The following is a 19,822-nucleotide window of genomic DNA, read 5'->3' on the forward strand; positions in this document are numbered from 1 at the left end:
GAGGCGAGGGCCGCCCTTCCCACCGGGGGAGGGCGGCCCTCGGCGTTCCAGCGTCCGACCGAGCCGGCGGCCGGCGCCACGCCAGGCCCCGTGACGGTGGTGCGCCGTAGGCTCGAAGGGAGGAAGCGCCAAGGAAAGCCGCCCGCAGCCGCACCGCCCCCAAGGAGTTCCGATGCCCATCGGCCCCTTCGAACCCGCCACCCCGCCGCTCCACCCGCACCCGCCGCGCGTGCCGTTCGAACCCGGCTACCCCGGGGAGCTCCCGGACGACCCGGTCGCCCGGGCCACCCACCACGCCCACGCCACCCATCCCGGCCCGAGCCCCTTCCTGCCGCCGCCGCAACCGCCGGCCCCCGCCCCCACCCCGGAGATCCGGGTGCGCGGCGTCGCCGTCGTGGAGGTGGATCCGGAGCTGGCCCGGCTGGTGGTCGCCGTGCACGCCCGGGACCGCCGCCGCACCGAGGCCCTGGACCAGCTCGGCGAGCGCCTGCGGCGCTGCCGGTCCGTGCTGGACGACTACCCGGACGCCGTCGAGGCCGCCGAGTCCGGCCCGGTCTCCGCGCACCCGGTGCTCGCCGACCGCCCCACCGAGCGGGTCAAGGGGCACCAGGCCACGGCCACGCTGCGGATCACCGTCACCGACTTCACCGACCTCGGCGCGCTCACCAGCCGGCTGGCCGACATCGACGGCGTCCGGCTGACCGGCCCCTTCTGGGCGCTGCGGCCGACCTCGCCGGTGCACCGCGACTGCCGCCGGCAGGCCGTGCAGGCGGCCCGGCAGCGCGCCGCCGACTACGCCGAGGCGCTCGGCACCCGGCTGGCCGGGCTGGTGATGGTCGCCGACGAGGGGCTGAGCGAGGTCGCGCCGGTGGCGCGGAGCCGGGCGATGCCGGCCATGGCGCGCGGTGCCGCCGGGGCGCCGGCCGAGCCGGCCGGGCCGGCGCCGATGGACCTCACCCCGGTCCGGCAGACCGTCACCGCCCGGGTGGAGGCGGTCTTCACCGCCCACCCGCTGCCCGAGGAGGCGCCGGAGGGCTGACCTCCGGCCCGGCACCGAACCGCTCGCCGCACCCTCCCCCCGGTCGCGCCACCGACCGGGGGGAGGGTCTCCGTATGGGGCCGGGGAGGAGGGTTTCGCGTGGGGCCGGAACGCTGCCTCCTGGTGCCCGGTAATCGGCACGGTGGGGCAGCCGGCGGGCTGCGGGGGCTGTCAAGGGGCCATCCGCCAGGATCCCCCGGCCCACTTTTGGGGAATCCGATCACTCTCCGCAGGGGCCCGGGCTCATCCGTTCAAGCTCTGACGAAAGTTCATCGCTCGTACACGCGAATGCTTTCCACATGTCAACGCACGCCTGGTGACGGGGATCACCCAGGGGCTAGGCTCGTACCATGCGTAGAGCGAAGATCGTGTGCACCCTTGGCCCGGCCACGGACAGCTACGACCAGATCAAGGCGCTGGTCGACGCCGGCATGAACGTGGCCCGCTTCAACCTGAGCCATGGTTCACACTCCGAACACGAAGAGCGTTACCACCGCGTCCGCAAGGCGGCCGACGAGACCGGCCAGGCGGTCGGCATCCTGGCCGACCTCCAGGGCCCCAAGATCCGCCTGGAGACCTTCGCCGACGGCCCCGTCGAGGTCCAGCGCGGCGACTCCTTCACCATCACCACCGAGGACGTCGCAGGTGACCGCACCATCTGCGGCACGACCTACAAGGGCCTCGCCGGCGACGTCACCATCGGCGAGCGCATCCTGATCGACGACGGCCGGGTGACCCTCAAGGTCACCGACGTCGACGGTCCGCGGGTGCACACCGTCGTGGTGGAGGGCGGCACGCTCTCCAACCACAAGGGCATCAACCTGCCGGGCGTCGCGGTCAGCGTGCCCGCGCTGTCCGAGAAGGACATCGAGGACCTGCGCTGGGCGCTGCGGATGCGGGTCGACATCGTGGCGCTGTCCTTCGTCCGCTCCGCCGACGACGTCGAGGACGTCCGACGGATCATGGACGAGGAGGGCTACCGCGTCCCGGTCATCGCCAAGATCGAGAAGCCGCAGGCGGTGGAGAACCTCGAGGAGATCGTCCTCGCCTTCGACGGCATCATGGTGGCCCGCGGCGACCTCGGCGTGGAGATGCCGCTGGAGCAGGTCCCGCTGGTGCAGAAGCGCGCGGTCAAGCTGGCTAAGCGCAACGCCAAGCCGGTGATCGTGGCCACCCAGATGCTCGACTCGATGATCACCAACAGCCGGCCGACCCGCGCCGAGGCCTCCGACGTCGCCAACGCGGTGCTCGACGGCACCGACGCGGTGATGCTGTCCGGGGAGACCAGCGTCGGCGCGCACGCCATCGAGACGGTCAAGACGATGGCGCGGATCGTCCGGGCCGCCGAGGAGGACACCCTGCGCAAGGGCCTGCCCCCGCTGACCGAGAGCAACAAGCCCCGCACCCAGGGCGGCGCGGTGGCCCGCGCGGCGGCGGAGATGGGCGACTTCCTCCAGGCCAAGTACCTGGTCGCCTTCACCCAGTCCGGGGACACCGCCCGGCGGCTGTCCCGCTACCGCTCCCCGATCCCGGTGCTGGCCTTCACCTACGAGCCCGCCGTGCGCAACCAGCTGGCCCTCAGCTGGGGCGTGGAGACCTTCCTCGGCCCGAAGGTGGAGCACACCGACGCCATGGTCGAGCAGGTCAACAACGAGCTGCTGAAGATCGGCCGCTGCCGCCAGGGCGACCCGGTGGTCATCACGGCCGGCTCGCCGCCCGGGGTGGCGGGGACCACCAACATGGTGCGCATCCACCACATCGGCGAGTCCGCCTCGGCGGCCTCGAAGGAGTAGCGATTCCGCGCCGCTGACGCGGCGTACGGGGGAGGGGAGGGAGAAACCGGGGGAAGACGACGCGGGCGGTGCTCCGGGTGCGGCCGAGCATCCGCCCGCCGCGGGGCGGGGGATCAGAACTTGGCGCCGACGTGCGCGTCCATGAGCGCGACCGACTCCCGGCGGGCTATGGACACATGCAGGGCGCCGTCACGTTTGGCGGCGACTTTCCAGGAGATCCCGACGAGATCCAGGGCATCGCAGTAAATCCGCACGATGTCCGCCGACTTGTTGGTGAGGAAGTACCGCGGGTACTCGTAGCGCTTCGTTTTGCCGCTCACGGTCGCGGTCGTCCAGTTGGTGACGCGTGATCCGTCGGAGTGGAACAGTCCTCGGACGACGTCCCAGGGATGGTTGGCGAGAATATCGCGCTGCCACGGTTCCAGGACGATCGCTCGCTCGTGCTTTTTACCCGGACCGTGCTGCGGAAACAGACAGGGCCAGTGGCGGCTGTAGGAGGTCAGCATCACGTGCCCCTCCCCGGTAACCCGGGGGAGTGACCACGAGCGGATCGCCCCGCGTGATATCCCGGTTGCTCGGCTGACCTCACTGAGGCTCATGCCGGATTGATACAGGGCAACGGCCCGCTGCCGCGTCGCCATGTCGTACATGGGGCGAGTGTGGAAGATCGAACACGGCTCGAAAGCGACAACAGTCGTCCGTCACTCGGATGGGTGACCTCATGGCCGGGGAAATGGGCGCTCCGCCGCCAACGGCCCGTCTTTGGTCCGCTTTCGAATCGAAGGTTGCGTGCCCCGGGTGGGATTCGAACCCACACTGTGCGGTGTTTGAGACCGCCCTCTCTACCGATTGGAGTACCGGGGCTTCCTGCGATTCCAAGGTTCCGAGATCCCCTCCCGGATCTCAAACCTTACCGTACGGGTACCCTACTGCTCGCACAACCTTGCCCGGACCGAGGAGCGCCGTGACCGTCGACGAGCAGCAGGACGCCGCACCGCGGCACACCACCCGTGTCGTCATCGCCGAGGATGAGGCACTTATCCGGCTCGACCTGAAGGAGATGCTGGAGGAGGAGGGCTACAGCGTCGTCGGCGAGGCCGGGGACGGGGAGGCGGCGGTCGCGCTCGCCGAGGAGCACCGGCCGGACCTCGTCATCCTGGACGTGAAGATGCCGGTGATGGACGGCATCACCGCCGCCGAGCGGATCGTCTCCGCGCGCATCGCGCCGGTGCTGATGCTGACCGCCTTCTCGCAGCGCGAACTGGTCGAGCGGGCGCGGGACGCCGGGGCGATGGCGTACCTGGTCAAGCCGTTCAGCAAGTCCGACGTCGTCCCGGCGATCGAGATGGCCGTCTCGCGCTTCACCGAGATGACCGCCCTGGAGCGCGAGGTCGCCGACCTGACCGAGCGGCTGGAGGCGCGCAAGCTCGTGGACCGCGCCAAGGGCGTGCTGCAGACCAAGTTCGGGCTCTCCGAGCCGGACGCCTTCCGCTGGATCCAGAAGACCTCCATGGACCGCCGGATGACCATGCGGGCGGTGGCCGAGGCGGTCATCGAGGAGGGCAAGTCGGCGTAGCGGGCGCGTCGCGCGGCGGTGTCCCGCTCGTGTCCCACTGTGGGGGATCGCGGATGATTGTCCCCGTTATCTGATGCTTTGTCACGTTGGAAGGCCGGGTTCCGCTTCGGTGGGCCCGGCCTTTCGCGTTGCCGTCGCATGTCAGCGCGCTACGCGCGTCCGCCTCGGGTATTGCCTGAATGTTTCTGGTGTATGACGCAGATCACAACCTCATCACAGGTCACTCGATCGGCTGTTCGCTCCCCCGCGTGCGCCCTAGATTCCCCGCCAACGCCGCAGGACCACTGTGGGCGCCGATGAACAGTGCCGGCCCACTCACTCTCCCCGCCCCACAACGGTGGGTGGGGGGCGGGCCTTAGCAGGGGGTTCTCCCGTGTTGAACCGGAAGTTGATCAGGATTGCCGTCCCGCTCGCGGCGAGCATGCTCGTGCTGAGCGCCTGTGCCAGTGACTCGGGCGGCGACGGCGGCTCGACCCTGAAGATCGGTTACCAGGGGCCGCTCTCCGGCGCGAACTCCGCGCTGGGCATCAACATGGAGAACGGTGTCGAGCTCGCCATCGAAGAGGCCAACGAGAGCGGTGACCTCCCCTTCCAGCTGGAGTACGTGGCCTCGGACGACCAGGGGCTGCCCGAGCAGGCCACGGCGGCCGCGCAGGCGCTGATCGACGACGAGGACGTGGTGGCCGTCGTCGGCCCCGCCTTCTCCGGCCCGACCCGCGCCGCCGGCAACCTGTACGGCAGCGCCAACCTGGCGGCGGTCTCCTCCTCCGCGACCAACCCGGACCTGACCGAGCAGGGCTTCACCAGCTTCCTGCAGGCCGTCCCCAACGACAGCTCGCAGGGCTTCGGCGCCGCCGAGTACCTGGCCGAGGTGGCCCAGGCGGAGAAGGTCTTCATCATCGACGACACCTCCGAGTACGGCGTGGGCCTGGCCACCGTGCTGGAGGAGGAGCTCGCCGCCGCCGGCGTGGAGACCGAGCGCGACGGCGTGCCGGCCGGCACCCCGGACTGGACGGCCGCCGCGACCGCCGCGAAGAACTCCGGCGCCAACGCGCTCTACTTCGCCGGCTACTACTCCGACGCCGCCCTGCTCGCCAAGGCCCTGGACAACGTGGGCTTCGAGGGCGTGAAGATGACCGCCGACGGCTCCAACGACCCGCAGTTCGTCGCGGGCGCCGGGGAGTCGGCCGAGGGCTGGCTCGCCACCTGCCCGTGCACCGACGCCACCGCCAACGAGTCGACCCAGGCCTTCGCCACCGCCTACGAGGAGAGCGCCGGCCAGGCCCCGGGCACCTACTCCGCCGAGTCCTACGACGTCACCAAGATGATCATCGACGTCCTGGCCGACCTGGGTGAGGGCGCGACCCGCGAGGCGGTCCTGGAGGCCCTGCGCGGCATCCAGTACGAGGGGCTGACCAAGACCTTCTCCTTCGACGAGACAGGCAAGATCGAGACCACCGACGTCTTCCTCTACGAGGTGCGCGACGGCGCCTTCGCCTACCTCGGGCCGATCGCCGAGGTCGTCGCCCAGGGCTGACGGCGCGGCGCAGCGCCGCAAGGGCCGTGGTGGGGACTTCGGGGAGGGAGCGGTGGGGATCAAGCCCGCGCCGCTCCCTCCCGCCATGTCGGCGCCTCCCCGCCCCGGGCCGCACGTCAGCCACGTCAGCCCCGCCCCGCCCGAGAACCGGGACGGCGGCGGGGGTCCGAACCAGGAAAGAACGGCATGGCCCTCTTCGAGAACTTCTGGGACTACCTCATACCCGGCCTGACGCTGGGCGCCGTCTACGCGGTGATCGCGATCGGCTACACGCTCGTCTACGGCGTGCTCCAACTGATCAACTTCGCGCACAGCGAGGTCTTCATGGCGGGCGGCTTCGGCGGCCTGCTGGTGCTGAGCGCGCTGATGGGCGACGCGCAGCCGTCCGGCGCCGCCTCGGTGCTGTTCGTGGTGCTCGGCATCGCGGCCGGGGCGCTGGCCGGCGGCGGCACCGCCTACGCCCTGGAACGCGTGGCCTACCGCCCGCTCCGCAGGCGCGGAGCGCCCCGGCTGATCTTCCTGATCAGCGCCGTCGGGGCCTCGTTCTTCCTGTACAACCTGGCCGGCCGGCTGTTCGGCCGCAACCCGGTGCCGATCCCGGCGCTGTACGAGAACGGCGTGCTGTTCACGGTCTTCGGCACCCCGGTGCGGATCACGCAGGTGCTGATGCTGGGCGCCGCGATCGTGATGATGATCGTCCTGGACCTGGTGGTGAACCGGACCCGGATGGGTGCCGGCATCCGGGCGGTGGCGCAGGACTCGGAGACCGCCTCGCTGATGGGCGTGAACATCGACTCGGTGATCGCCCGCACCTTCATCATCGGCGGCCTGCTGGGCGGTGTCGCCGGTTTCCTGTTCGGGATGTTCTCCACCGTCACGTACACCATGGGCTTCCTGCCCGGCATCAAGGCGTTCGCGGCGGCGGTGCTGGGAGGCATCGGGAACATCCGCGGCGCCATGCTCGGCGGGATGCTGCTGGGGATCGTGGAGAACCTCAGCGCCCCCGTGTTCGGCACGGCGTGGGTGGACGTGACGGCGTTCCTGGTGCTGGTGCTGGTGCTGATGTTCCGGCCCACCGGCATCCTGGGCGAGCGGTTGGGGAGGTCCGCGTGAGCGCGGTGACGACGAATCCGGGCGCCGCCGGCGCCCGTCCCAGGGGCGGCTTCGGCGAGTCGCCGGAGCTGCGGCGGGCCGGGACGCTGCTCGCCGTGTGGGTGCTGCTGTGCCTGGTGTCCGGGCCGGAGGGCAACGGCGAGGACCTGTGGTACGGCATCCGGGCCGCCTTCACCGGGGCGCGGCCGTGGATCCTGTTCGGGCTGCTGGCGCTGGTGTGGGTGTGGGGCGCCTTCGGCGGTGGTCTGCGGGAGCGGCTGGGCGGCCGGTGGCGGTCGGCGACCGCGGGTGCCTCCCGGGCGTGGTCGCAGGCGCCGTGGTCGGCCGGCGGCACGGCCGCCCGGCGCGGTTGGCGGCTGGGCGCGCTGGCCGTGGTGGTGGTCGCGGTCATCGTGGTGCCCACCTACCTGTCGACGTTCTGGCAGCAGGTGCTGGTCGACCAGATCGCGGTGTACGTGCTGCTGGCCATCGGCCTGAACGTGGTGATCGGCTGGGCCGGCCTGCTGGACATGGGTTTCGTGGCGTTCTTCGCGATCGGCGCCTACAGCGCGGCGTTCTGGACCGGCCACCTGCCGATCGCGCCGCCGGTCACCCTCAACCCCTTCCTGGTCATCCCGATCTCCATCGTGACCTGCCTGCTGGCCGGGCTGGTGCTGGGCGCGCCGACGCTGCGGCTGCGCGGTGACTACCTGGCCATCGTGACGCTGGGCTTCCACGAGATCATCTACCTGGCGGCGCGGAACGCCGAGGGCGTGACCGGCGGCTCGCGGGGCGCCTCCGGCATCCCGCACTTCGAGCTGTCGCTGGGCCCGATCAACTACGCCTGGGAGCTGGATCCGCTGCCGTACTGGTGGCTGCTGGCGGTGCTGATCGGCCTGCTGCTGGTGGCGTTCAACCGGCTGGAGCACTCGCGGGTCGGCCGGGCCTGGGCCGCGATCCGCGAGGACGAGGTGGCCGCGGAGGTCAGCGGCGTGGCGACGATGCGCTACAAGCTGATGGCGTTCGCGATCGGCGCCTCCACCTCGGGCGTGGCCGGCACCGTCTACGCCTCGAAGGTGGGGTTCATCAACCCGGAGAACTTCCCGCTGCTGTCCTCGGTGCTGGTGCTGGCGTACGTGATCTTCGGCGGGATGGGTTCGCTGCCGGGCGTGATCCTGGGCGCGGCGGTGCTGGCCTGGCTGCCGCAGTTCCTCCGGGACTACGTGGATCCGCGGGACCGGTTCATGTACCTGGGCGCGCTGCTGGTGCTGATGATGATCTACCGGCCGCAGGGGCTGCTGCCCTCGCGCCGGCGCCGACGGGAGCTGCTCGATCCGTCGGTCGGTGGTGACGCGGTCTCCGGCGGCGAGGCGGAGGTCGCGGCGAAGGGTGGTGTGGTGTGAGCGCGGTCCTCGACAAGCCCGGTCAGGCCGGTGGCGCGGTGGCGCCGACGGTGCTGCGCGCCGAGCGGGTGACCCTCCGGTTCGGCGGTCTGACCAGCCTGGACTCGGTGGACCTGTCCATGGCGGCCGGCGAGGTGCTGGCGGTGATCGGCCCGAACGGGGCGGGGAAGACGTCGCTGTTCAACTCGTTGACCGGGGTGTACACGCCGCAGGAGGGGCGGATCACCTTCGTCGACGGTCAGGGCCGGGAGCACGCGCTGATCGGCAAGACCACGCACGCGGTGAACCGGCTGGGCCTGGCCCGCACCTTCCAGAACATCCGGCTGTTCGGGGCCCTGACGGCGCACGAGAACGTCAAGGTGGCGGCGGAGACGCGGCAGCGCTCGGGGCCGATCTCGGTGATCCTGGGGCTGCCCCGGGCCCGTCGTGAGGAGCGGGAGGCCGACGCCACGGCCGAGCGGCTGCTGGCGTTCGTCGGCCTGTCCGGGCGGATCAACGAGGCGGCCTCCTCGCTCTCCTACGGTGAGCAGCGCCGGCTGGAGATCGCCCGGGCGCTGGCCACCGAGCCGCGGGTGCTGCTGCTGGACGAGCCGGCGGCGGGCACCAACGCGACGGAGAAGCTGGAACTGGAGGAGCTGATCCGGCGGATCAACACCGAGCTGGGCGTGGGCGTGCTGCTGATCGAGCACGACATGCGCCTGGTGATGTCGGTGGCGCACCGGGTGGTGGTGCTGAACTTCGGCCGGGTGATCGCGCAAGGCGCGCCGGAGGAGGTGCAGCGCGACCCGGTGGTGGTGGAGGCCTACCTGGGCACCTCGGGGGCCGAGGAGGCCGCGGCCGACCAGGCGGACCAGGCCGACCAGGCGGGCACGGCCGGCGGGGACGGTGGCGACGGTGAGCGGGCCGGCGGCACCGGGGACGCCGGCCAGGACGACGAGGACGGCGCGGCGCGGTCCGGTCAGGAGGAGCGATGAGCATGCTCGACCGGGTGCGCAAGCGGCCCGACGACCAGGCGGCGGCCGGCGGGTCGGCCTCCGGGGAGCGGCCGGTGGTCCTGGAGCTCTCCGACCTGCGGGTCGGCTACGGGGCGATCGAGGCGCTGCACGGCATCGACGTGACGGTCCGCCAGGGCGAGGTGGTGGCCCTGCTCGGCGCCAACGGCGCGGGCAAGACGACCACCCTGCGCACGATCTCCGGCCTGCTGCGGCCGCACTCCGGCAGCGTCGTGCTGGAGGGGCGCCGGATCGACGGGATGAAGGCCCACCAGGTGGTGGGTCTGGGTGTCGGGCACGTGCCGGAGGGCCGTCGGGTGTTCCCGGCGATGTCGGTGCTGGAGAACCTCCAGATGGGCGCCTACCGGTTCCGGCGGGTGCCGACGGAGGACCTGGACCGGGTGTTCACGCTGTTCCCGCGTCTGGCGGAGCGGCGTGCCCAGCAGGCGGGGACGCTCTCCGGTGGCGAGCAGCAGATGCTGGCGATCGGCCGCGCGCTGATGGGGCGTCCGCGGGTGCTGCTGCTGGACGAGCCGTCCATGGGGCTGGCGCCGCTGATCGTGGCGCAGATCTTCGACATCGTGGCGGAGATCAACCGCCAGGGCACGACCGTGCTGCTGGTGGAGCAGAACGCGACCCAGGCGCTGCGGCTGGCGGACCGGGGCTACGTGCTGGAGACCGGTTCGGTGGTGATGTCGGCCGAGGCCGCCACGCTGCTGGCCGACCCGCGGGTGCGGGAGGCCTACCTCGGTGAGGGGGCCGCGTAGCCGCCCCTCCCGTGTTCCGCGCCGCCCTCCCCACCGGCCCTCGGTGGGGAGGGCGGTGGCGTTTCGACGCCGTTTCGAAGCAGATGTCTTTCCTTCGTGCAGACCTCTTGCGGAATCTTGCCGCAAGACCATAGCGTCCGGATCAAACGCCGGCCCTCCCGTGTGCCGTCCGTGCCTGCGCGGCTCCCGCGGTGAGGGCCGGCGCGCCGTGGCGTGGTGTGGGCCGGCGACCGTCCCCGAGTCGCGAGGAGTCCCCCACGGTGTTTGCGAAGATGCGTGCACCCGACCCCGCCAAGTGGCATAGGCATGACATGAGACCGGCGCCGCGGCAGCGCCGCGCCGGGCGCCCCCGGCGGTCCGCCGCGCTGCTGGCCGCGGCCGTGCTGCTGCCGCTGCTGCCGGCCGCCGCCGGCGCGAGCGCCGAGGAACTGCCGCCGCCGCCCTCCGACGCCGAACTGGCCGCCGCGCCGGAACGGCACGACCTGAGCCGGGAGCAGTTCTACTTCGTCCTGCCCGACCGCTTCGCCAACGGCGACACCGGCAACGACACCGGCGGCATCACCGGAGGCCGGCTGGACCACGGCTTCGACCCCACCAACGAGGGCTTCTACCACGGCGGCGACCTGCGCGGCCTGATCGACCGCCTGGACTACATCGAGGACCTCGGCACCACCGCCATCTGGATGGCGCCGGTCTTCACCAACCGCCCGGTCCAGGGCGCCGGGGAGAGCGCCTCCGCCGGCTACCACGGTTACTGGATCACCGACTTCACCACCGTCGACCCGCACTTCGGCACCAACGCCGAACTGGCCGAACTCGTCGACGAGGCCCACGCGCGGGGGATGAAGGTCTTCTTCGACGTCATCACCAACCACACCGCGGACGTCCTCACGAACGCCGAGGGCACCGGCGCGTACCGCCCCGAGGGCGCCTACCCGTACGTGGACGCCTCCGGCGTCCCCTTCGACGACACCGACTACGCGGGCACCGGCACCTTCCCCGAGGTGAACACCGACTCCTTCGCCTACACCCCGGTCCTGCGGGACGGGGCCGACGCCACGGCGAAGTCCCCCGCCTGGCTCAACGACCCGACGATGTACCACAACCGGGGCGACTCCACCTTCGTGGGCGAGTCCGCGGAGAGCGGCGAGCACAGCGGGCTCGACGACCTGTGGACCGAGCGTCCCGAGGTCGTCCAGGGCATGATCGACATCTACTCCACCTGGGTGGAGGAGGTCGGCATCGACGGCTTCCGGATCGACACCGTCAAGCACGTCGACATGGACTTCTGGAAGCAGTGGGCCCCGGCCGTCGCCGAGAACGCCGCCGAACTCGGCCACGACGACTTCTTCATGTTCGGCGAGGTCCACGACCCCAACGCCTCGTTCACCTCGCGGTACGTCACCGAGGGCGGGCTGCAGGCCGCGCTGGACTTCCCCTTCGCCTACGCCGCCCGCGAGTACGTCTCCCAGGGCGGCTCGGCCCGGGCACTCGGTGAGATGTTCGCCGAGGACTACTGGTACACCTCGGCCGACAGCAACGCCTACTCCTCGCCCACCTTCCTGGGCAACCACGACATGGGCCGGTTCGGCTCCTTCCTGCTCCAGGACAACCCCGGCGCCACCCAGGACGAACTCCTCGCCCGGGACCGGCTCGGCCACGAACTGCTCTTCCTCAGCCGCGGCCAACCCGTCGTCTACTACGGCGACGAGCAGGGCATGACCGGCAGCGGCGGCGACAAGGCCGCCCGCCACGACCTGTTCGCCTCCGCCACGCCGATCTACAACGACGACCCGGTGCTCGGCGGCGAGAGCGGCTCGCGGGACAACTACGACACCGACTCGCCGATGTACCTGACCATCAGCGAGCTGTCCGAGCTGACCGCCGCCCACCCCGCCCTGCGGGACGGCACCCAGACCGAGCGGTACGCCGACGACGGCGCCGGCGTCTACGCCTTCTCCCGCACCGACGCCGAGGAGCGGGTCGAGTACCTGGTCGCGGTCAACAACGCCGAGCAGCCGCGCACCGCCGAGCTGCCCACCTTCTCCGCCGGCATGACGTTCGACCGGCTGTACCCGGCCGGCGGAACGGCGCCCGCGTCGCTGACGTCCGCCGCGGACGCCACGGTCACCGTCGAGGTGCCCGCGCTCTCCGCCGTCGTCTACCGGGCCGCCGCGCCGCTCGCCGAGCCGGCCGACGCCCCCGCCCTCACCCTCACCACCCCGGCCGACGGCGCCTCCGGCACCGTGACCCTGGAGGCCGAGGTCACCGGCGGCGACCTGAACCGGGTCACCTTCGCGGCCGCCGTCGGCGAGGACGACTGGCAGGTGCTCGGCACCGCCGACGCCGCCCCCCACCGCGTCACCCAGAACCTCTCCGGCGTCCCCGCCGGCACCACCGTGCGCTACAAGGCCGTGGTCGAGGACAGCGCAGGCAACCTCGCCTCCACCACCGGCCAGACCGTCCTCGGCGCCGAACCGCCCGAACCCGACCCGGTGGCCGTCCAGCGCGACCACGCCGTCGTCCACTACGTCCGCGAGGACGGCGACTACGACGACTGGAACCTGTACGCCTGGGGCGACATCGCCGACGGCGCCGCCACCGAGTACCCCGACGGCGCCCCGTTCGTCGGCCGCGACGCCTACGGCGCCTTCGCCTGGGTGCCGCTGAAGCCCGGCGCCAGCGAGATCGGCTTCCTCGTCGTCGACGACCAGGGCAACAAGGACGTCAGCGCCGACCGCACCATCGACGTCACCGCCACCGGCGAGGTCTGGATCCGCGAGGGCCAGCAGGAGGTGCTCACCGAACCCCCCATCGAGCAGCCCGACCCGCCCGCCGACACCGCCGTGCTGCACTACCACCGCGAGGACGGCGACTACACCGGCTGGGGCCTGCACACCTGGACCGGCTCCGCCAACCCCACCGACTGGAACGCCCCGCTCCAGCCCGTCTCCCAGGACGCCTACGGCGTCACCTTCGAGGTCCCGCTGCTGCCCGGCGCCACCACGCTGAACTACATCGTCCACAAGGGCGACGAGAAGGACCTGCCGAGCGACCGCTCACTGGACCTGGCCGCCGTCGGACGCGAGGTCTGGCTGCTCGCCGGCCGGGAGGGCCAGCTGCTACCGCAGGCCGGCGGCACCGGCGCCGCGCTCGACGTCACCACGGCCTACGCCCAGTGGATCGACGCGGGCACCGTGGTCTGGGACGCGGACCTGCCGCCCGCCGGGACCGCCCAGCTGCGCACCGCGCCCGACGGCGGCATCGCCGTCGCCGACGGCCGGCTGACCGGCACCGACGGCGCCACCACCATCCGGCTGCAGCCGGTCGAGGGCGGGCTGACCGAGGAGCAGCGCGCCCGGTTCCCGCACCTGGCCGACCGGCCCGCCTACACCCTGGACCCGCGCGACGCCGACCGCGCCGGCGCGGCCCTGCTCGGCCAGACCGTCGCCACCATGACCGCGCCGAACGGGGCGGTCGCCGCCGCCACCGGCGTGCAGATCGCCGGGGTGCTCGACGACCTCTACGCCGAGGAGGCCGTCCGGGAGAGCCTGGGCCTCACCTGGGGCCGCGGCAACAAGCCGACCCTCGCGGTCTGGGCGCCCACCGCGCGCTCCGTCAGCCTGGAGCTGTACGGCAAGCGGCCGCGGGACGGCGCCGAGCCCGAGGTCGTCGCGATGACCCGGGACGAGGCCACCGGCGTGTGGTCGGTGACCGGCAAGCCGTCCTGGAAGGGCCAGCACTACCGCTACCGGGTGGAGGTGTGGGCGCCCGAGGCGCAGGCCGTGGTGGTCAACTCGGTCACCGACCCCTACGCCGTCGCGCTCTCCGCCGACTCCGGGTACGCCATCGTGGCGAACCTGGACGACCGCGACACCAAGCCGCGGGGCTGGGACGACCACCGCGACGGCGACGAGGCGTCGGCCACCGCGCCGGAGCTCCAGCAGATCCAGGAGCTGCACGTCCGCGACTTCTCCGTCGCCGACACCACCGTCCCCGAGGCCGACCGCGGCACCTACCGCGCCTTCACCCACGAGGACTCGGCCGGCATGCGGCACCTGCGGGAGCTCGCCGAGGCCGGCGTCACCACCGTGCACCTGCTGCCGGTGTACGACTTCGCCTCCGCCCCGGAACGCCGCGCCGACCAGGCGCTGCCGGACTGCGACCTCGCCGCGCTCCCGGCCGACTCGGCCGAGCAGCAGGAGTGCGTGATGGCCGTGGCCGCCGAGGACGCCTTCAACTGGGGCTACGACCCGTTCCACTACAACGTCCCGGAGGGCTCGTACGCCAGCAGCCCGGACGGCACCACCCGCACCCGCGAGTTCCGGGAGATGGTGCAGGCCCTGCACGACGCCGGGCTGGAGGTCGTGCTGGACGTGGTCTACAACCACACCTTCGCGGCCGGCCAGGACGAGCGCTCCGTGCTGGACCGGATCGTGCCCGGCTACTACCACCGCCTGAACGACGACGGCTCCGTCACCGCCAACAGCTGCTGCCCGGACACCGCGCCCGAGCACGCCATGATGAACAAGCTCGTGGTGGACTCGGTGGTCGGCTGGGCGCGGGACTACCAGGTGGACGGCTTCCGCTTCGACCTGATGGGCCTGATGCCCAAGCAGACCATGGTGGACGTCCGCGCGGCCCTGGACCAGCTGACGCTGGAGGAGGACGGCGTGGACGGGGAGAGCCTGTTCCTGTACGGCGAGGGCTGGAACTTCGGTGTCGTCGCCGACGACGCCCGGTTCGAGCAGGCCACCCAGATCAACATGGCCGGCACCGGCATCGCCACCTTCAACGACCGGCTGCGCGACGCGGTGCGCGGCGGCAGCCCGTTCGACGCCGACCCGGGCGTGCAGGGCTTCGCCTCCGGCCTGTACACCGACCCCAACGCCTCGACCGCCAACGGCACCGAGGCCGAGCAGCGCGCGCGGCTGCTGCACTACCAGGACCTGATCAAGGTCGGCCTGACCGGGAACCTGGCCGGGTACCGGTTCACCGACACCAGCGGCCGGGAGACCACCGGCGCCGAGGTGGACTACAACGGCGCCCCGGCCGGCTACACCGCCGCCCCGGGCGAGGCCATCACCTACGTCGACGCGCACGACAACCTCGACCTGTTCGACACCCTGGCGTTCAAGCTGCCCACCGACACCAGCGAGGAGCAGCGGTCGCGGGCGCAGACGGTGGGCCTGGCCACGGCCGTGCTCACCCAGGGGCCGGGCTTCGTGCACGCGGGCAGCGAGCGGCTGCGGTCGAAGTCGCTGGACCACAACTCGTACAACTCGGGTGACTGGTTCAACGCCATCGAGTGGGACTGCCGGGAGGGCAACGGCTTCGGCCGCGGCCTGCCGCCGGCCCGGGACAACCAGGCCAACTGGCCGTACGCGGCGCCGCTGCTGGCCGACGAGGCGCTGGTCCCCGGCTGCGAGGCCATTCGGGCCTCCAGCAACCGCTACGAGGACCTGGTGGAGATCAAGGCCGAGGAGCCGGTGTTCCACCTGGAGACGCTGGAGCAGGTGCAGCAGCGGGTGTCCTTCCCGCTGTCCGGCACCGAGGAGACGCCCGGCGTGATCACCATGCGCCTGGACGGCAGCGGCCTCGGACGCGGGGCGCACACCATCACGGTGGTGTTCAACGCCTCCCCGGACACGGTCACCCAGACCGTGGACGAGCTGGCCGGCACCCGCCAGAACCTGCACCCCGCGCAGGCCCAGGGCTCCGACCCGGTCGTCAAGCGCTCCACCTTCGACCGGACGACGGGGACCTTCACCGTCCCCGGCCGCACGGTGGCGGTCTTCGTCCAGCGCTGACGCCCTGACCGTTCGCTGATCGCCCCGGCCCGGCCACGCACCCCACGCGCGGCCGGGCCGGCGGCTTCGTGGTCGGGAGTGGCTCGGATCAGACGCCGGCTTCCACACCTTGCTCATGGCGGTTCTGATCGAGGTTCAGCGGCAGGTCCAGCCCGGCGATCAGCTCGGACTCCACCGCCCACGGTTGCGGATGCTCCACCCAGCACACACGGGCGTACTCGGCGCTCGTGCAGACGGCGGGCACCGGGGTTGTCGGAGCGCACCAGGAGTGACGACCATGCCGGGGCGAGAGGGGCGAGAGGGGCGAGAGGGGCGAGCAGTTCGTGATGCAGACGTGTGCCTAGGTCCTCGGGCTGGAACGCCTCGACGACAGCGGCCCGGACGGCACCACCGCCTGGGCCACCCGCCCCGCCGCCCCTTCCACGGCCGCGGAGGAGCGCGAACCCCGTGTGTGATGCGGCGCCCCGACCCGCAGGCGATGACGCCGCCGCTGGCGCCAAGAATGGCGCCATAATGGACCGCGGTGCCACGTTCAGCAGGTGGCCGCAGGATTCCCCGGCTACACCGTTTCCGCAGGTGAGACCCCGATCTCCGTTCGGTGAAGCGACGCGCTCGCCGGCTGTCGTCCGCTGATGTGGCGCCTTCCTCTCGCCGTGCATGACGCCATTGGCGCTTGACGTGGCGTCATAGTGATGCCAGTGTGGCTCATGTCGATCCGGGCGCCCGCCCGACCGTCGAACCGAGTCGCGCCACGCACACGCCATCACGAGATGAGGAATGGCCATGGGGGAGTCCCTGCACACCGTCACGACCCTGCCGACGCAGCGTCAGCCCGGCTGCCCGTTCGACCCGCCGGCGGAGCTGACCGACGCCCGCCGGCACAGCCCGATCAGCAGCTACACCTTCCCCGGCGGAAAGCCCGGCTGGCTGGTCACCGGGTACGACCTGGTCCGGTCGGTCCTGGCCGACTCGCGGTTCAGCTCGCGCAGGGAGCTCATGCTCCACCCCACCATCGACTACGGGGACATCGAGGTCCCCCCGGCTCCGCCCGGCGAGTTCCTCCTCATGGACGAGCCCCGGCACAGCCGCTACCGCAAGCCGCTGATGGGCAAGTTCACCGTGCGGCGGATGCGGATGCTCACCGAGCGCGTCGAGCAGGTAACCGCCGAACACCTCGACGCCATGGAGAAGGCCGGCCCGTCCGTGGACCTGGTGACCGCGTTCGCCAAGCCCATCCCCGCCATCATGATCTGCGAGCTGCTGGGGGTGCCGTACGCGGACCGGGGCTCCTTCCAGAACCACGTCGACTCGTTCATGGACGGGGAGACCAGCGACGAGGACCTGATGGCCGCCTACACCGCCACCCAGGAGTACCTCGCGGAGCTGGTGGCCGCCAAGCGCGCGAACCCCACCGACGACGTGCTCAGCGACCTCACCGACAGCGACCTGGACGACGAGGAGCTCAAGGGGATCGCCCTGATCCTCCTGGCGGCCGGGCTGGACACCACCACCAACATGCTGGCCCTCGGCACCTTCGCGCTGCTGCGCCACCCGGAGCAGCTGGCCGCGCTGCGCGCCGACCCGGCGCTCGTCGACGGGGCCGTGGAGGAACTGCTGCGGTACCTGAGCGTCGCCAAGACGTTCCAGAGGACGGCGCTGGAGGACGTCGAGCTGGGCGGCCACACCATCAAGGCCGGCTCGCCGCTGATCCTGTCGTTCCACACCGCCAACCGCGACCCCGAGCGCTTCCCCGACCCCGACGTGCTCGACATCCGCCGGAAGGCCACCGGGCACCTCGCCTTCGGCCACGGCATCCACCAGTGCCTGGGGCAGCAGCTGGCCCGCGTCGAGATGCGGGTCGCCTTCCCCGCGCTGTTCGACCGCTTCCCCACGCTGCGTCTGGCCGTCCCGGCCGATCAGGTCCCGCTGCGCCCGGAGATCGCGGACATCTACGGCGTGAAGAGCCTCCCGGTCACCTGGGACGTGTGACCGGCCGAGCCGGGGCCGCTCGTGTGGGCCCAGGGCCCGGCCTGCCATAGAGTGCCGGGCATGAGTCATCCGACGCCGTGGGAGCCCAAGGACCCTTCGGAACAGCGGGTCTCGCACGAGGAGCGCGAGCAGGTGGCCGAGGTGCTGCGGATCGCCGCCGGTGACGGGCGGTTGACGCTGGAGGAGCTCGACGAGCGGTTGGAGGCGTGCTTCTCCGCCCGCACCTACGCCGACCTGTCCCGGCTGGTGGCCGACCTGCCGGGGCAGGCACTGGCGGGGCAGCGGCTCCAGCCGCCGGCGCAGGTCCGGCCGAAGGACGTGGTGCGCGTCAAACGGGCCGGCGGCCACCTCCGGTACGAGGGGGCCTGGGTGGTGCCGCGGAGGCTGGAGGCGGAGGTGTACGGCGGCAACGTGCTGCTCGACTTCACCTCCGCGACCGTCGCCGAGCCGGTCACCGAGGTGGACCTGCGCCTGCAGGGCGGCAACCTTCGCCTCGTCCTCCCGGACGGCTACGCGGTGGACGCCGACGAGGTGGAGATCCTGGGCGGCTCCGTGGTCCGGCGCCGCGCCGCGGACCTGCCGGCGGACACTCCGGTCGTGCACCGGATCGTCGTCACCGGGCAGCTCGTCGGCGGCAACGTGGTGGTCCTCCCGTCCAGGCCCGCGCGCCGGCCCGGCCGCCTGCGCAGGATGCTGGGCCGGCGCTGAGCAGGCCGAGCCGGGCGTGGCGGACGTCCGTCCGGCAGTCGAACCCGCGACCCCTGCTTGGCAAGAGCAGGGGTCGCGGCCGAAAGGGGGTCAGCCGGCGTCGCGGATCAGGCAGGACAGGCGCGCGGTGCACACCCGGCGGTCCTGCTCGTCCGTGATCACGATCTCGTAGGACGCCAGGGTGCGGCCCAGCTGCAGCGGGGTCGCGGTGCCGGTGACCAGGCCGCTGGTGGCCGAGCGGTGGTGGGTGGCGTTCAGTTCGATGCCGACCGCGATGCGGCCCTCGCCGGCGTGCAGGGCGGCGCCCACCGAGCCGAGCGTCTCGGCCAGCACGGCGGAGGCGCCGCCGTGCAGCAGGCCGTACGGCTGGCGGTTGCCGTCGACCGGCATGGTGGCGACCAGGCGCTGCGGGGTCGCCTCCAGGATGCGGATGCCCATGCGGGTCACCAGGTCCTGGTCCGGGCCCAGGCCGGGCATGACGGGGGTGCCGTAGGGCGAGCCCTCGGCGGCGGGGCCGGCGGCTGCGTCGGCGGGCACGGGGGACACGGGCGACTCGGTGTTCATCGGTGGGCTTCCCTGTGGTGGAGGTCGGTCATGGTCGCGGTCGGCTCGGTGGGCCACGGTACGGCGTGCGCCGCCGGGGACGTCGGGCGCGCCGGGGACGTCACCTGCGTCGAGGCCGTCACGGGCGGCGCTCCAGACGGCCGGGACTGCGGCGGCGACGGCGGCGGGGGAGAAGCTGTGGAAGGTGGCGGTCACCACGCCCGGGCCGACGGCGCCCATCGGGGCGGCGCGCAGGGCGAAGTAGCCGGGGCCGGGCGGAGTGGGACTCGTCACCCCGACGGCGGCGAGTTCGGCGGCCACCTCGCGGGCGAAGAAGACGGCGGAGTACAGCCCGTTCACTGCGGCGCCGATGCGGCGTGCCGTGCTGAGGTCCATGGCCGTACGCTACCCGCCGGTAGCATCGATGTCAGGCAGGCCGCCCGCCGCCGGCCGGGGCACCCCGCACGCCCGTCCGCCGACGCCCCGGCCGTCGCCGGCGCGCCCCGACTGTCAGCGGCTCCCCCTAGGATTCAAGGCGTGGCACCGACGACAGCGAACCCCAGCACCGCCCCC

The 19,822-nt window shown here is 72.2% G+C and carries 14 protein-coding genes, 1 tRNA gene and 1 pseudogene; 11 read left to right on the forward strand and 5 right to left on the reverse strand.

Annotation, left to right across the window (positions count from 1 at the left end; all coding sequences use genetic code 11):
- The first annotated feature begins 172 nt into the window (after positions 1–172).
- Entirely contained in the window at positions 173–1,039 is an 867-nt protein-coding gene (locus FHU37_RS20665) for an SIMPL domain-containing protein (protein ID WP_218904093.1), read from the forward strand.
- Positions 1,040–1,389: 350 nt separating this feature from the next.
- A complete protein-coding gene (gene pyk, locus FHU37_RS20670; protein WP_179815624.1) occupies positions 1,390–2,832 on the forward strand; it encodes a pyruvate kinase in 1,443 nt (480 codons plus the stop codon).
- Between the two features lie 113 nt (positions 2,833–2,945).
- On the opposite strand, the gene FHU37_RS20675 is transcribed toward pyk, so the two are convergent.
- Both FHU37_RS20675 and FHU37_RS20680 read right to left on the reverse strand, forming a co-directional pair.
- Positions 2,946–3,482, reverse strand: a complete 537-nt coding sequence (locus FHU37_RS20675) for a helix-turn-helix domain-containing protein (protein WP_179815625.1) — start codon at positions 3,480–3,482, stop codon at positions 2,946–2,948.
- Positions 3,483–3,622: 140 nt separating this feature from the next.
- A tRNA-Leu gene (locus tag FHU37_RS20680) sits at positions 3,623–3,696 on the reverse strand.
- Between the two features lie 100 nt (positions 3,697–3,796).
- Between FHU37_RS20680 and FHU37_RS20685 the strand changes: the two genes are divergently transcribed.
- The 7 genes from FHU37_RS20685 (at position 3,797) to pulA (ending at position 16,009) form a co-directional block, all read left to right on the forward strand.
- Positions 3,797–4,408 (forward strand): ANTAR domain-containing response regulator, encoded by a 612-nt coding sequence (locus FHU37_RS20685; RefSeq protein ID WP_179815626.1) that lies wholly within the window; start codon positions 3,797–3,799, stop codon positions 4,406–4,408.
- 388 nt (positions 4,409–4,796) lie between these two features.
- A complete protein-coding gene (locus FHU37_RS20690; protein WP_246450028.1) occupies positions 4,797–5,945 on the forward strand; it encodes a branched-chain amino acid ABC transporter substrate-binding protein in 1,149 nt (382 codons plus the stop codon).
- 186 nt (positions 5,946–6,131) lie between these two features.
- A complete protein-coding gene (locus FHU37_RS20695; protein ID WP_179815628.1) occupies positions 6,132–7,058 on the forward strand; it encodes a branched-chain amino acid ABC transporter permease in 927 nt (308 codons plus the stop codon).
- Positions 7,055–8,440: a branched-chain amino acid ABC transporter permease gene (locus tag FHU37_RS20700; protein ID WP_179815629.1), complete on the forward strand. Its 1,386-nt coding sequence runs from the start codon at positions 7,055–7,057 to the stop codon at positions 8,438–8,440. The genes FHU37_RS20695 and FHU37_RS20700 overlap by 4 nt, the downstream gene beginning before the upstream one ends.
- Positions 8,437–9,414, forward strand: a complete 978-nt coding sequence (locus tag FHU37_RS20705; protein WP_312892689.1) for an ABC transporter ATP-binding protein — start codon at positions 8,437–8,439, stop codon at positions 9,412–9,414. The genes FHU37_RS20700 and FHU37_RS20705 overlap by 4 nt, the downstream gene beginning before the upstream one ends.
- A complete protein-coding gene (locus FHU37_RS20710; RefSeq protein ID WP_376773981.1) occupies positions 9,411–10,199 on the forward strand; it encodes an ABC transporter ATP-binding protein in 789 nt (262 codons plus the stop codon). The genes FHU37_RS20705 and FHU37_RS20710 overlap by 4 nt, the downstream gene beginning before the upstream one ends.
- Before the next feature lie 311 nt (positions 10,200–10,510).
- Positions 10,511–16,009, forward strand: a complete 5,499-nt coding sequence (gene pulA / locus FHU37_RS20715; RefSeq protein WP_179815630.1) for a pullulanase-type alpha-1,6-glucosidase — start codon at positions 10,511–10,513, stop codon at positions 16,007–16,009.
- Positions 16,010–16,097: 88 nt separating this feature from the next.
- Here pulA and FHU37_RS29565 read toward each other — a convergent pair whose 3' ends face one another.
- Positions 16,098–16,253 carry a GIY-YIG nuclease family protein gene (locus FHU37_RS29565; RefSeq protein WP_376773982.1) on the reverse strand — a complete coding sequence of 52 codons (156 nt, stop codon included), beginning with the start codon at positions 16,251–16,253 and terminating at the stop codon, positions 16,098–16,100.
- A gap of 539 nt (positions 16,254–16,792) precedes the next feature.
- Between FHU37_RS29565 and FHU37_RS20720 the strand changes: the two genes are divergently transcribed.
- Both FHU37_RS20720 and FHU37_RS20725 read left to right on the forward strand, forming a co-directional pair.
- Positions 16,793–17,998 carry a cytochrome P450 gene (locus FHU37_RS20720; RefSeq protein ID WP_179815631.1) on the forward strand — a complete coding sequence of 402 codons (1,206 nt, stop codon included), beginning with the start codon at positions 16,793–16,795 and terminating at the stop codon, positions 17,996–17,998.
- A 60-nt stretch (positions 17,999–18,058) separates the two neighbouring features.
- Positions 18,059–18,706, forward strand: coding sequence for a DUF1707 SHOCT-like domain-containing protein (locus FHU37_RS20725; RefSeq protein WP_179815632.1), 648 nt, complete (start codon positions 18,059–18,061; stop codon positions 18,704–18,706).
- Positions 18,707–18,796: 90 nt separating this feature from the next.
- Here FHU37_RS20725 and FHU37_RS20730 read toward each other — a convergent pair whose 3' ends face one another.
- Both FHU37_RS20730 and FHU37_RS29570 read right to left on the reverse strand, forming a co-directional pair.
- Positions 18,797–19,183: a hotdog fold thioesterase gene (locus FHU37_RS20730; RefSeq protein ID WP_179816434.1), complete on the reverse strand. Its 387-nt coding sequence runs from the start codon at positions 19,181–19,183 to the stop codon at positions 18,797–18,799.
- 222 nt (positions 19,184–19,405) lie between these two features.
- Positions 19,406–19,645: pseudogene (locus tag FHU37_RS29570) on the reverse strand (helix-turn-helix domain-containing protein); the annotation flags it as partial.
- Between the last annotated feature and the right edge of the window lie 177 nt (positions 19,646–19,822).

This window comes from Allostreptomyces psammosilenae (genome assembly GCF_013407765.1).
Classification (GTDB): domain Bacteria; phylum Actinomycetota; class Actinomycetes; order Streptomycetales; family Streptomycetaceae; genus Allostreptomyces; species Allostreptomyces psammosilenae.

Coding starts and splice junctions, on each gene's coding strand:
- FHU37_RS20725 (WP_179815632.1), top strand. CDS start 18,059: ATGAGTCATCCGACGCCGTGGGAGCCCAAGGACCCTTCGGAACAGCGG.
- FHU37_RS20730 (WP_179816434.1), bottom strand. CDS start 19,183: ATGCCCGGCCTGGGCCCGGACCAGGACCTGGTGACCCGCATGGGCATC.
- FHU37_RS20665 (WP_218904093.1), top strand. CDS start 173: ATGCCCATCGGCCCCTTCGAACCCGCCACCCCGCCGCTCCACCCGCAC.
- pulA (WP_179815630.1), top strand. CDS start 10,511: ATGAGACCGGCGCCGCGGCAGCGCCGCGCCGGGCGCCCCCGGCGGTCC.
- FHU37_RS20710 (WP_376773981.1), top strand. CDS start 9,411: ATGAGCATGCTCGACCGGGTGCGCAAGCGGCCCGACGACCAGGCGGCG.
- FHU37_RS20695 (WP_179815628.1), top strand. CDS start 6,132: ATGGCCCTCTTCGAGAACTTCTGGGACTACCTCATACCCGGCCTGACG.
- FHU37_RS20720 (WP_179815631.1), top strand. CDS start 16,793: ATGGGGGAGTCCCTGCACACCGTCACGACCCTGCCGACGCAGCGTCAG.
- pyk (WP_179815624.1), top strand. CDS start 1,390: ATGCGTAGAGCGAAGATCGTGTGCACCCTTGGCCCGGCCACGGACAGC.
- FHU37_RS20675 (WP_179815625.1), bottom strand. CDS start 3,482: ATGTACGACATGGCGACGCGGCAGCGGGCCGTTGCCCTGTATCAATCC.